A 12,661-nucleotide genomic window follows, 5' to 3' on the forward strand; every position below is an offset into this window, starting at 1 on the left:
TATTTCTCTTGCATTCCTTCGGGATGTTCGTACCCATTACGTGAAATTAGCGTCCGCCATTGGTACAAAGGTCTCTTACCCTCCAACCATCACTAACCAACGACTTAAAGAGACCTTTTTTTCACTCCTGCACAGTAGCCCTACTCATTTCAATCCTTAACCTCATCCCCAATCATCGCCGAGCTCACGGAATAAAATTCGCAACAGACATCACAATTTGATGCCAAACCATGATCTGCTCTCCAAATGCAGCATTTTTCCACTTTGCCAATCGTCTTATGCTTATTCATTCGGTTGCTCATCTATGCAGCTCGGTCTCTGGATGGACAGAAGATCCCATTGACGAGCAGAATATTACATCACCACTTAATCACCCTCTCACTGTATGCGAAATGCGCATAAAAAAGCACAGCTACCGGCTGTGATCATCCTCGCAACACCATCGTGAGCAAAACCCTTACCCTCTTAGCATCCCAAGGGATAACAACAAGGTACGATCACACAACCATAAGGGATTACAATGAAAACCAACAAGCCATACCCGCTTCGCCCAATCGCCCTTGCTATCATCACCCTGACAGCATTGGCCGGCTGTAACGATGAAACCACCTACATTGAGCAGCCAAAGCAAAGCCAGGCCCCGGCAAAACAGATGCGAGCCGTCTTTACTGACTACCAAGATGCTATCGATACCCTCGACAGTACCGAATTTGGTCAGGTGACCGACCAAATGGCCAGCTCGCGCCAAGCCGTAGATCGGATGTACTTGGACAAACTGGAAGCAGTCGATCGTAGCGCGTTATCGGATGAGGATAAAATCTACTTCGACACGTTCCAGTTTGATCGCAATATTGCCATCCGTGGCGCTTCACTGCCCAACCCGAGATTCGGTAATTTCGCTATTCCAATTACCCATTTCTACAATTACATCGACTGGAATGCGACCACAGCGGGCGCAGAACAAGAGAGTGCTGATGACTACCACAAGCACATTCAAGTTGTTCGTGAGTTCACCGCCTGGACCAATAACCTGCACTCACAATATGCCATGGGTATTGTCGACCAAGCCCGCCTCCCTAAAATCCTGGCCAACCGCTTGATTGAAAGTACCGAGAAAGCCCTCGCTATCGACACGGATCCCTATGGATTGCTGCGGCTCGGCTTAAAAGACATCAGGCAGCACAGCGATCAATATGACAGTAGCTTTATCGCCGAATATGAAAAGGCTGTTGATGATGCGGCCAACGCGGTCAGCGGCTTAGTCGATTTCCTCAAAACAGATTATGTCGATGGGGCCAGAGGCGTAGGCTCAGAAGAAGACACCAATATCGGCTGGGGTGACTTGCCTAACGGCCAAGCCTGGTACCAGTGGCAACTAGACCGTAACAGTACCACGGGGAAACCGGCGATGGCGCTCAGCCAGCTCGGTGAAGATCTGGTGGCCGATGCCAAAGCCGAAATGATTCGCGTTGCTGAGCTTGTTGCCAGTAAGCGTGGAGCGACTCTTCAGGCCAAGTGGCGTGAAGCAGATGGTACCTTCAGCACACGGACATTTAACCTTCGAGACAGTAACGGCAACATCAACCTCAACGAGTTCTTCGATTACCTCAACACTGAGCAGTTCTTCTTTGGCCGCGATGGCAAGAACGTTTCTGGTACCGAGTTTGCTGAGCGTTGTAAAACCGCGTCTTCTCAAAGTGCCTGTGAAGCCGCTCTCGTCGACTACAACACGTTTAAAACCGACGCCAACGATGTCGTTGCCAAGTACTTTAAGCCAATCAAAACCGATTACACCATTGTACCGATCCCAGCAAATCGTGAACTGTATGACGGGGTCGGCTCATATGGCGGCAATGAGTTCAACCTCAACACCAACCCAGACTACAGCCTACAAAAATGGAATGTCTCGACCTTGTTGCTTCACGAAGCCGCGCCAGGACACCACTTCCAGAATGCTTATTCGATTGAATACCCACCAGCAGACAAGCCCGACTACATCCAGAACGTTTGGTACACCGCTTATGCCGAAGGCTGGGCACTCTACACAGAATGGTTGGGGCTGGAAATGGGCATTTATGGTGAGCTCAACAATAACGGTAAGCCGACATTTGTTAACGCCACCGGGATGTGCAAACTCGATCTTGACTACACCACTTTCCAAGGCGGTATCTATACCGATGCGGAAGAATGTAATGCCCTGCAGTACTTCGGCAGTCTCAATGAAGCCCAGCTTCGTAATATGCGCTTAGCGGTCGATACCGGCATCCACGCCAAAGGATGGAGCATCAAACAAGCCCAGAACTACATGGATCAAAACTCGGCATTGGGTGATGGTGACATCGAATCAGAGAGCTATCGCTATGCCGCTTATGTTGGCCAAGCCGTCTCTTACAAATCGGGCTACTTGGTCATTAAGGATATGCTGGAGAAAGCGCAAGGTGAATTAGGCGGTCAATTTGAGTGGGCCGCCTTCCATGACCAATTATTGAAGTACGGCGATCAACCAATGGAAGTCGTCGAAACCAGTATTGAAAACTGGATCAAAACTCAGCAATAGATAATAGAAAGCAGTATATTGTTGCCTGTCCGCTGGTGGGCGGGCAACAAGGAAACCGGAGGAACAAGAGGAAAAAAATGGGTAAGCACCAAGTTAAAGCAAAAGGTTGGCTGGCCAAATGGCTACTCAAGGAACGGTGAACAATAACTATTTACCAGTAACTTACCCGAACGATTATTTGTAGTGATGTTAAACTTCACAGGTACGAAGCATGCAACCTGAATTTAACGGGGGCTACTATACCTCGCCAGACGCACAAAAATGTGACATATATCAATCTAGCTCACGTAAATCGGGGGCAGAAACAAGAGTGTGTAACAAGATGATAATAGGCGTAAATAAATACCTAAAAGCATCATTTTGTTTATATTTTGACTCCTTACCCTCATGACATTCCCCCTCGGCACACCAACAGTGCCCTAACTCTAAAATTTCACGACTTGTCGCTCATCTTCGTTTCACTCCATGTCATACTGGCCAAAGCCTCATCGAATCGTACAGGAAAAGATATGTTAAGGATCAACAGCAAAGAGCGTCCCCACTGGCGGGAGTTAGCCAAAGAATACGGCTTCGGCTTCCACACCATGTACGGTGATCCCTACTGGGACGAAACCGGCTATTACCAGTTCACCTTAGAGCAAATAGAGCGCGATCTGGAAGATCCGACTGAGGAAATCCACCAGATGTGTCTGGAGATCGTCGATGAAGTTGTCGCTGACGAATACTGGTTGCGGCGGTTCCAAATACCAGAAGCAATGTGGCAACCGATCCTTGACTCATGGCGCAGCCGAGAGCCTTCGCTCTATTCCCGACTCGACTTTGCCTATGACGGAACCGGCTTTGCCAAACTGTATGAAAACAATGCCGATACCCCGACCTCGCTGTACGAAACCGGGTTTTGGCAGTGGTTGTGGCTGGAAGATATGGTCAACAGCGGGGCGATTCGCCGTGATGCCGATCAGTTCAACCTGCTGCAAGAATTGCTGATTGAACGCTTCCAAAGCCTATCACGCCAGCAACCGGGGCAAACCCTGCACTTTTCCTGCTGTAAAGATACCGTTGAGGACAGGGGCACGGTGCAATACATGGAAGACTGCGCCAAGGAAGCTGGACTGTCTACCGCCTTTGTGTTTGTCGAAGATATAGGGCTCAACGGCAAGAAAGAGTTTACCGACATGACCGACAAACCTATCCGTTGGATGTTCAAGCTCTACCCATGGGAATTCATGCTGAGAGAAGAGTATGCCAAGTATCTGCCATCCAACTCGATCAACTGGCTGGAGCCGATGTGGAAATCGGTACTGAGCAACAAGGCGTTACTGCCGATGCTGTGGCGCAAGTTCAAAGGACACCCGAATCTACTTCCAGCTTTCTTTGCCGATGATCCCGGCCTTGGCGAGCTCAAGGATTACGTGATTAAGCCCATATTCGCGCGGGAAGGAGCCAATATCACCATTGTCGAAAACGGCAAGCAAACCTTACGGGTCGATGGCCCCTATGGCGACGAAGGCGTGATCTATCAGGCCTACCACCCACTACCGAAATTCAATAACGCCTACACCTTGATAGGCAGCTGGCTGGTTGATGATAAAGCCGGAGGGATATCCATCAGGGAAGATAGCTCAAGGGTAACCCAAGATATGTCGCGCTATCTGCCGCATATCATTTTGTAGCTAAACACTGAGTTAAAAGCGTAGTAAAAAATTCGGTATTACAACTAAATCATCGTGACCCTATCCGGGAGCTATACTCTAGATCTAATATCTTGAAAAGCTTTGCATTACTTTGTTACATATTCAGCGCAGCGAAAGCCTCGATGAGTATAACAACGGGACAAAGGACAAGATTTAATCTGCATTGGCTCCCCTATGGATAAAAACTATAAGCAATACTCAGCGCTCATTGCTCTTTCTTCTACATGCTTTGTTGGCCAAGCCTACGCCAACAATGAACAACGCTATGCCGATTATGGCCCGCTAAAAACCTATGCCCAGTCCCCCTTGCAATCAAATGCATTAACACCGCTGGTGAGAACCGGTTTCAGTCATACGCCAGATACCGTCGAACTCTACGCCACCAGTACTATTGCCAGTGTCTGGGCGCATACCGATGATTACAGCGCCGATTACTACCAAAATGCGCTTTCGATCGGTAGCTTTTGGCAGCTAAATAACAAATGGGCATTGGAGCTCGATTACACCTGGCGCTTTGCCGCAAACAACCACCTTGATACCCTGACCAAGGCGTTCCACGACTGGTTTGGTATCGGCCAAAATGGCCGCGATGAAGTCGATGACCACTCCTTCGATATCTCGGTGCCGCAATACGGCGTCGAAATCCATGACTTTGAAGGCGAGACCATTAGCAATGCCTTCTCTTTCTATACCAGTTACCAATTGCTGGAAAACCGTCATCACGGTTTATCGCTGGGTGGCTCGCTATATTTCAACTATGTTGGCAGCGGACCATTCAAAACCAGTAATTTCGAGCAGGCACTGCAGCTCAATTACAGCTACCGAACCGGCAAGCACAGCGTCTATACCCTACTCGGTGTCTCCTACCGCCATGATGATGAAGTGCTGGCACAAATCAAATACAACAAATTTGCCTTCTCCACCGGCGTCAGTTACCAATACCAGATCAGCCCTAAGCACCGCTTTCTCACGGAAGTACATGTTTATGAAGGGGCCAGTGATGCCACATCGGATTTGAGTGAGCCCTCTACCGAATTTCTGCTGGGCTACCGTTACCACACCAAAAGCGGGGCGATTGAGCTTTCGATGATTGAAAATGTCTTCAATATGGATAACAGCACCGACATCGCCTTTACCGTCGGTTATCGCCACCGGATGTAACCCTAGCCCGAACCCGAAAACAATTTACATTGTAAATTTTTTCGCCACCCCGCCAGTTTATTGCTCTGTTCGCATCAAGAAACATTAAATAAAAAACACTGTATTGAAGATGAATAGTTTTCACAATATCATACCGCCATCTGTCGATTGATATATGGCACCAGCCCAGTGAATAGACTTACTTTAATCATCTGTACTTCCCTGCTCTCCGCTTGTTCATACAATGCAGCTCCAGTTGTCGGCTCGCACGACAATACCCAGTTAGAATACGAACAAGACTTGGCCGAATGCCGCCAAAAAACACAGCAAGTCGATAAAAGCGAGGCCGTACGTACCAGCGCCACTAATATGGCGTTGATAGGTACCGCTGCAGGTGCAATTGGTGGGTTACTTACCGATGACGTTGGCATGGGTGAAAGTATGGTATGGGGACTCGCGCTCGGCGCAGGCACCGGCGCAGCAATAGGTTCAGTCAAAGCAACCCAAACCCAAGCTTTAGTATTACGTCGCTGCATGGAGCTCAAGGGCTATGAGATCCTCGATGCCGAAGTAGAGGATCTGGCCAGTGTCGAGCTTGAGGCCGACACACAATCAAACAACGCACAGCAGATCGCTGCAAACTGAACACGTCTACATCGTCCTCACGCCCATTATCACGACTCGGTGTTAATGGGGTGTTTTTTCATGCGCTGTTCAAACTGCTCGACCAAAAAATCCACCAGCACCCGCAGCCGCTTGGGCATCAATTTACGCTGTGGATAGACCAAGCTCAGAGGCACCAAAGGCATTTCCCATTCCGGCAGCAGCTGGATCAATTTACCTGACACAAAATGTTCCCGGCAGATAAATTCAGGCAAGAGAGCAATCCCCAAGCCGTCAAGGCAAGCCGACAGCGATGCCGTAATGGTATTGACCTTCAGGCGGTAAGGCAGATCAATACTCACCGCCCCCCCTTCGTGCATCAAATGCCAATTGGGGATTTTCACCGCCTTGTTATGGACCTTGATTTGATGGTGCGGGGCTTTGAGATCCGAAGGGCTGTCAATCAAACCATATTGTGTAAGGTATTCAGGGCTGGCAGCCAGTACCCGGCGAGACTCCGTCAGCTTTCTCGACACTAAACTCGAATCATCCAACTCACCGACTTGGGCGTACAGATCGATCCCCTCACCGATAATATCGACTTCGCGGTTGGTCATTTCGACATGGAGGGAAACATGCGGGTATTGCTTTAGAAATGCATTCAATAAGCCACCCAATACCTGATGGCCCAATTCGACCGGCATCACGACATACAGTCGACCTCGGATCAAATCCTGATTGGCGCTGACTTCAAGCTCGGCCTGGCCCATGATCTCCAGCATCTGGACACAGGACTGATAAAACGCTTCACCTTCGGGCGTTAAAATCAAGCTGCGGGTAGAGCGCGTGATCAAACGCACACCAAGGTGCTCTTCCAACTCCGCAACTTTGCGGCTAACGGTCGATTTGGTCATATCCAAAACATCAGCCGCTTGTGTAAAACTTCCACAATCAACAACTTGTGAAAAAATCGCTACCGAATTCAAATCCATCACAACCCAGCCTTCTGCCTATTAGTACAATTTGTGCAACAGTGTTTCCCTTTTTTCCTATCTTATCAACCAATCGATATCATTTACAATTTGACACACTTTTCAAAGCCAATTCTTATAAGCCCAAATATTCCCCGCAGAGAACCTGTAGCTTGATATCACTTGGGTATAAAAACGAGGGTAAAATGACCGAACAACGCCAAGCTTCCAAAGCAGATGCGCCTAACAATTCACAAGCAGCGCCAAACACGCTTCCCAAGCGTCACAAGAAAAAAGCGCCACTGATCGCTACCTTGATCATGCTTTCGCTAGGCGCACTAGGCGGTGGCTACTGGTTTGGCTATGGCCAATATTTCGAATCAACGGATAATGCCTACCTACAGGGTGATATCACCAACATCAGCCCAAAAGTCGGCGGCTATATTACTGCATCATTTGTCTCTGATAACCAGCCAGTCAAAGCCGGTGATCTGCTGGCCAAAATTGACGACCGCGACTTCGAAGCAGCATTGGATCAGGCCAAGGCGAATTTAGCGGTCAGCCAAGCCGCTATCGACAACCTTCATGCCCAAGAGCAATTACAAAAAACCCAGATCCGTCAAGTACAAAGCCAAATCGCCTCAGCTACAGCCGAGTTCGATCGCGCCAAACAACAAGTGACCCGAACCCGCAGCCTGCTCAAACGCAATTACTCATCACAAGATGAACTCGATAGCATGACCTCGCACCAGAAGGTCACCGCAGCACAGCTCGAAGAAGCCAATGCCAGCTACCAAGGTGCTAAAGATCAACTCGTGGTGATTGCCAGTCAGGTCAAACAAGCCGAAGCGGCAATGACCGAAGCACAAGCACAGCTTGAACAGGCCGAACTCAACCTTGCCTACACCAACATCTATGCGCCGGTTGATGGCATTGTTGGCAAACGCAGCCTTCGGGTTGGCCTCTATGTTCAACCGGGTATGCCATTGATGAGTTTGGTACCGACCAGCAATGTATGGATTGAAGCCAACTTCAAAGAGACCCAACTTGGTGGGATCCATCAGGGCCAAAGTGTCACCGTAGAGCTCGACGCCTTCCCCGATCACCCTCTGCAGGGAGTGGTCGATAGCTTCTCGCCGGCCACCGGCGCGAAATTCGCGCTATTACCGCCCGAGAATGCGACCGGTAACTTCACCAAGATAGTTCAGCGGGTACCGGTAAAAATAACCATTCCGGACCCACAGAGTCTGAAAGGCCGGTTGATCCCTGGTTTGTCCGTCGTGGCGACTGTCGATACACGAGGCTAAGTCATGGGTGCAGAGATCACAACAAGCCAGCAGCCACAAGCTGCTGAAAGCGAATCGCTCCATGTTCCACGTCGCCACTGGATTGCGCTATTCGGCGGCTTGATTGGCGCCTTTATGGCAATTTTGGATATCCAAATCACCAACTCCTCGCTCAAAGATATTCAAGGGGCACTGTCTGCCACACTGGATGAAAGCTCGTGGATTTCCACCTCCTATTTGGTGGCAGAAATGATCGCGATCCCGCTCAGTGGCTGGTTATCAAAAGCGCTGGGCAAACGCCGTTATTTAACCTGGACGACAGTGATTTTCACCCTGTCATCCTTCCTGTGCTCATTGTCATGGAACATGAGCTCAATGATTGTGTTTCGCGCCATGCAGGGCTTCAGCGGCGGTGCCTTGATCCCACTGGCGTTCTCGCTGGTCATTCAGCTACTGCCAATTCAGAAGCGAGCCGTCGGGATGGCGTTGTTCGGTGTGACCGCTACCTTTGCTCCGTCTATCGGGCCGACTTTCGGTGGCTGGCTAACTGAAAACCTGTCATGGCATTACATTTTCTATATCAACATCCCACCAGCGATCTTGGTGATATCCATGATCCGCTACGGATTGGATGATGAACCGCTCAATCTCGGCTCCTTGCTCAAAGCCGACTGGTTCGGGATTGTTACTATGGCCCTTGGGCTTGGTTGTTTAGAAGTAGTGTTGGAAGAAGGCAACCGCGAAGAATGGTTTAGCTCGAGTTTTATTGTCACTCTGGCAATCATCTCCGCCGTCAGCTTGGTCTATTTCGTCATTAACGAGCTGCAGCACAAAAAACCGCTGGTTAACCTGCGTTTGCTGCGCGAAAGACAGTTTGCCATGTCGTGTCTGGCCTATTTGATCCTCGGGATGGCGCTGCTCGGTTCGATTTATGTCCTGCCGCTTTATCTCACTCAAATCCAGCACTACAACGCGATGGAAATCGGTGAAGTATTGATGTGGATGGGCTTCCCGCAGTTGTTGCTGTTCCCTATCGTGCCTAAATTGGTCCAGTTCATCAAACCTAAGTATCTGGTCACTTTCGGCTTTGCCATGTTTGGTTTGAGCTGTTACGTCAACACCCACATGACCGTCGACTTCGGCGGCCAACAGCTGATCCTCTCCATGGTGCTCCGCGCCATCGGTAGCCCGTTTATCATGGTGCCTTTGTCATTGGTAGCGATGAAACACATCAGCAAAGCCGATACGCCGGATGCATCGACGCTGACCAATGTCATGCGTAACCTCGGCGGGGCATTCAGTATCGCGATTATTGCCACCCTGCTGGATAACAAAACCCGGGAACACCTCGGGCACATCAAGGAATCACTGCCAAGTGTCAGCACCAATGGCTGGCAGCAATTGCTGCAGCAGAGTGATTTTTTCATTAAGGCGGGGAGTGATGCAGGCACCGCGATGCAACAAGCTCAGGCAACTCTGCTATCCACCATGCAGCGTGATGCGGCTATTATGGCTTACAACGATGTGTTCCTGATGATGACAGCCTTTCTGGCTTTCGCAGCGGTACTGATCATGTGTATGGATGATTGACGATGGTCGCGTTGAGCACCAATAGCCACATTTGAAGGTGGGAAATCAATCTGGGCTGAAAAAAAAATTTAGCCCAGATAATACTCTGTCAGGCACCCACGTTAAAAAGTGGGTAACCTCTTACTTTTTGACTAAAACCATATTGATAATAAATACTTACTTAATTTTCGTCAGACAACTTACTTTGCAATGTAGCGATTTGTTTCCAGCTTTGAGGATATTTGTCCCCTAGAACAAGAAAGAAGCTCTTCATTTCCAAGTTTTCTTCAATTGCTATATCTGTAATCCGTGTCAAATAGATTTCGTCAGTTTCACAAGAGCGTATAGGGTTACGCTCCAAAAAAAGCATTACTTCGTTTTTCATACACGACACCTCATAGTTAACATTATTAACAGTAACATATAATTATAATAACAACCCAACTGTTTCTCAACAATGCAAAACAGTTAAGCTCATGCTTTAAAGGGCATTATTGCCTAAATCAATTGAATATCGTTAAGTCAGCAACTGCTCCCCCAACTTATCCACCACCTCCAAAATGTGCAGCTGGCTCTCCCGGCTGTATAGTGAAATCCCGTCTATCTGCTCTTCCAAGTTCACATTGAGATGGCTGATCTGGCTCAGGGTTGAGCCTCGCAGGCTAATCGAAAACACCTTCATGCCTTTGCGTTTGGCATTGTGGGCCATATCGACTACCGCATTGGTTTCGCCCGACTTGCTGATCAGTACCAAAATACCGGCTTTGGCCATCGTCAACTGGTGAATATCAGTGATCACCAAGTGAGGAATATTGGCCAGAGAGAGAAAACGGGACAGGTAATTAACACTGACAATCGACGCGCCACGGGAATAGAGGTATACCACATTGGTTGCTTTTAACCCTGACGCCAACTTGGCAATCACGGCTTGATCCAGCCCCTCATCTTCCGATGACGAACGCTGGCGAGCTAAATCTGCAGCCAGTTTGTACCGCAACTCGGTATAGCTGGCATACCCCATTTTTTTGCACACCCGATTAACCGATGTTGTGGTCGTTAGTGCCTTGGCGGCGATCTCCTTGGCAGAGATCTCGCTCAGTTGCTTAGCGTGGCTAATAATAAATTCATAGATGATGCGTTCGGTGCCACGGAAAGTATTCATTGTTATTGTTGTCGTCACGTCATTGATGGGCATATTAAGCGCGAACAGCGGATGAAAATCCGTGAGTAAGCTCTCAAAAGTATCGTCATACTCACCTTGTACCAAGAAACCATACCGCTTGCCGAACGCTGCTTTTTATACTGGCCACAGTTTAGAACAATGGATATAAACCATGGCGAAGAAAAAACTGGTCGCAGTAACGGCTTGCCCTACAGGTATCGCCCACACCTTTATGGCGGCAAAGAAAATTCAAAGCTGGGCTGAAAAGCAAGGCTATGAGGTCAAAGTCGAAACGCAAGGCAGTGACGGCGTTAAAAACAAACTGACCGCACAGGATATTGCCAGTGCCGATGCCGTTGTCTTGGCCGTTGACGTACCCATTATGGACATGGATCGCTTCGACAATGCCAACCCGCTGCAGGTACGCACCCAAGAGCTGATCAAACACGTCGATGTGCTGCTACCAGAAGCCATGAGGCGCGAAAAAGATAAATCCACATCAGGTGCTGTACTGCCGATTCAGGAAAAACGCTCAGCTTACCAAGTGTTCATCGGCCATATCATGACCGGTATTAGCTACATGCTACCGGTTGTGGTGCTCGGCGGCCTGTTGATGGCCGTGGCCAAGATCACCGGTGAGTTTGTCGATATCTCAGGCACTCCGGTCGAAACCCTAGACCGCCTCGGTTTCATGACCATCAAGTTCATGTACCCGATCTTCGCCGCTTACCTCGCCTACTCCATTGCCGGTAAACCGGCTCTTGTTCCGGCCTTTATCGGTGGGGTAATGAGCGATGAAGTTTACAAGCGCTTCTTTGGTATTGAACACTGGGCGCCGTCGGGCTTTTTCGGTGCTATCGCCATCGGTTTCCTGATTGGTTATCTGGTTCGTTACCTCAATGACACCATCAAGGTAAGAACCGACCTCACCACCCTGAAAACCATGTTGCTGGTACCGCTGATCAGCGGTGTCGTCATGGTGCTGACCATGGAGTACGCGATCAACCCGTTCTTCGGTGCCGTCAACATGGCGATGGTCAAACTGTTCACCGAAGCCGGCGATGCGGGTCGCGGTATCTATTCGATGGTAATTGCTGCCGGCACCGCGTTTGACCTTGGTGGCCCAATCAACAAAGCAGCAGGCTCGGTGGCCCTTGGCCTCAACGGCATGGGCGAGAACTTCGACTTGATCGCTCGCGAACTCGGGATTGTCATTCCGCCTATCGGGGTTGGTATCGCAGCCCTGCTGGATGGCAAATTCCGCCCTCGCGTCTTTAACCGCGAAGAGCAGACCGTTGGTAAAACATCCTTGATGCTGGGCCTTATCGGGATCTCCGAAGGTGCCATCCCGTTCATTCTGAAAAATCCGAAAATGATCCCGATTATGATCCTCGGTTCAATCATCGGTACCCAACTTGCCGTGGTCCTCAATGTTTGGCAAAGCCTGCCACTGCCTGCGGTATGGGGCTGGTTCCTGTCCTCCGATCCGCTGAGCTATACCCTCTCGGTCATTGTCGGCTCTAGCTTTATTGCCATCGCCCTACTGCTGTGTACCAAGCCGCAGCCCAAAGGCAGCCATTAAGCCGTCGAACAGTCAGTCAAAAGCAAGCATGTAACCACCCGATATGGGGCAGCACATACTGCCCCAGTAACACCGAATTAATACGATAGAAGAGAAG

General features: G+C 49.4%; 10 protein-coding genes. 7 read left to right on the forward strand and 3 right to left on the reverse strand.

Going from position 1 to position 12,661, the window contains the following annotated elements; all coding sequences use genetic code 11:
• The first annotated feature begins 520 nt into the window (after positions 1 to 520).
• The 4 genes from C9I99_RS12390 (at position 521) to C9I99_RS12405 (ending at position 6,036) form a co-directional block, all read left to right on the forward strand.
• Positions 521 to 2,557 (forward strand): DUF885 domain-containing protein, encoded by a 2,037-nt coding sequence (locus C9I99_RS12390; protein WP_107349199.1) that lies wholly within the window; start codon positions 521 to 523, stop codon positions 2,555 to 2,557.
• Between the two features lie 509 nt (positions 2,558 to 3,066).
• Entirely contained in the window at positions 3,067 to 4,230 is a 1,164-nt protein-coding gene (locus tag C9I99_RS12395; RefSeq protein WP_107349200.1) for a glutathionylspermidine synthase family protein, read from the forward strand.
• Positions 4,231 to 4,425: 195 nt separating this feature from the next.
• Entirely contained in the window at positions 4,426 to 5,412 is a 987-nt protein-coding gene (locus C9I99_RS12400) for a DUF3187 family protein (RefSeq protein ID WP_107349201.1), read from the forward strand.
• Positions 5,413 to 5,580: 168 nt separating this feature from the next.
• Positions 5,581 to 6,036 carry a glycine zipper family protein gene (locus tag C9I99_RS12405; protein WP_208113424.1) on the forward strand — a complete coding sequence of 152 codons (456 nt, stop codon included), beginning with the start codon at positions 5,581 to 5,583 and terminating at the stop codon, positions 6,034 to 6,036.
• A gap of 29 nt (positions 6,037 to 6,065) precedes the next feature.
• Here the strand turns inward: C9I99_RS12405 and C9I99_RS12410 are convergent, their stop codons facing one another.
• The gene (locus tag C9I99_RS12410; protein WP_107349202.1) at positions 6,066 to 6,986 is read right to left on the reverse strand and encodes a LysR family transcriptional regulator; all 921 of its coding nucleotides are present in this window, start codon (positions 6,984 to 6,986) and stop codon (positions 6,066 to 6,068) included.
• A gap of 185 nt (positions 6,987 to 7,171) precedes the next feature.
• Here C9I99_RS12410 and C9I99_RS12415 point away from each other — a divergent pair, with 185 nt between their 5' ends.
• Complete coding sequence (locus tag C9I99_RS12415; RefSeq protein ID WP_107349203.1) at positions 7,172 to 8,272, forward strand: HlyD family secretion protein; 1,101 nt, start codon at positions 7,172 to 7,174, stop codon at positions 8,270 to 8,272.
• Between the two features lie 3 nt (positions 8,273 to 8,275).
• Entirely contained in the window at positions 8,276 to 9,841 is a 1,566-nt protein-coding gene (locus tag C9I99_RS12420) for a DHA2 family efflux MFS transporter permease subunit (RefSeq protein WP_107349204.1), read from the forward strand.
• A gap of 160 nt (positions 9,842 to 10,001) precedes the next feature.
• On the opposite strand, the gene C9I99_RS12425 is transcribed toward C9I99_RS12420, so the two are convergent.
• On the reverse strand, positions 10,002 to 10,205 hold the full coding sequence (locus C9I99_RS12425; protein ID WP_107349205.1) for a hypothetical protein: 204 nt from the start codon (positions 10,203 to 10,205) through the stop codon (positions 10,002 to 10,004).
• 132 nt (positions 10,206 to 10,337) lie between these two features.
• On the reverse strand, positions 10,338 to 10,982 hold the full coding sequence (locus tag C9I99_RS12430; protein ID WP_107349369.1) for a MurR/RpiR family transcriptional regulator: 645 nt from the start codon (positions 10,980 to 10,982) through the stop codon (positions 10,338 to 10,340).
• Positions 10,983 to 11,154: 172 nt separating this feature from the next.
• Between C9I99_RS12430 and C9I99_RS12435 the strand changes: the two genes are divergently transcribed.
• Positions 11,155 to 12,564, forward strand: coding sequence for a PTS fructose transporter subunit IIC (locus C9I99_RS12435; protein WP_107349206.1), 1,410 nt, complete (start codon positions 11,155 to 11,157; stop codon positions 12,562 to 12,564).
• Positions 12,565 to 12,661: the final 97 nt, after the last annotated feature.

It is taken from the genome of Photobacterium lutimaris, from assembly GCF_003025555.1.
In the GTDB taxonomy this organism is placed as follows: Bacteria; Pseudomonadota; Gammaproteobacteria; order Enterobacterales; family Vibrionaceae; genus Photobacterium; species Photobacterium lutimaris.

Coding starts and splice junctions, on each gene's coding strand:
- C9I99_RS12435 (WP_107349206.1), top strand. CDS start 11,155: ATGGCGAAGAAAAAACTGGTCGCAGTAACGGCTTGCCCTACAGGTATC.
- C9I99_RS12425 (WP_107349205.1), bottom strand. CDS start 10,205: ATGAAAAACGAAGTAATGCTTTTTTTGGAGCGTAACCCTATACGCTCT.
- C9I99_RS12415 (WP_107349203.1), top strand. CDS start 7,172: ATGACCGAACAACGCCAAGCTTCCAAAGCAGATGCGCCTAACAATTCA.
- C9I99_RS12420 (WP_107349204.1), top strand. CDS start 8,276: ATGGGTGCAGAGATCACAACAAGCCAGCAGCCACAAGCTGCTGAAAGC.
- C9I99_RS12395 (WP_107349200.1), top strand. CDS start 3,067: ATGTTAAGGATCAACAGCAAAGAGCGTCCCCACTGGCGGGAGTTAGCC.
- C9I99_RS12400 (WP_107349201.1), top strand. CDS start 4,426: ATGGATAAAAACTATAAGCAATACTCAGCGCTCATTGCTCTTTCTTCT.
- C9I99_RS12410 (WP_107349202.1), bottom strand. CDS start 6,986: ATGGATTTGAATTCGGTAGCGATTTTTTCACAAGTTGTTGATTGTGGA.
- C9I99_RS12430 (WP_107349369.1), bottom strand. CDS start 10,982: ATGAATACTTTCCGTGGCACCGAACGCATCATCTATGAATTTATTATT.
- C9I99_RS12390 (WP_107349199.1), top strand. CDS start 521: ATGAAAACCAACAAGCCATACCCGCTTCGCCCAATCGCCCTTGCTATC.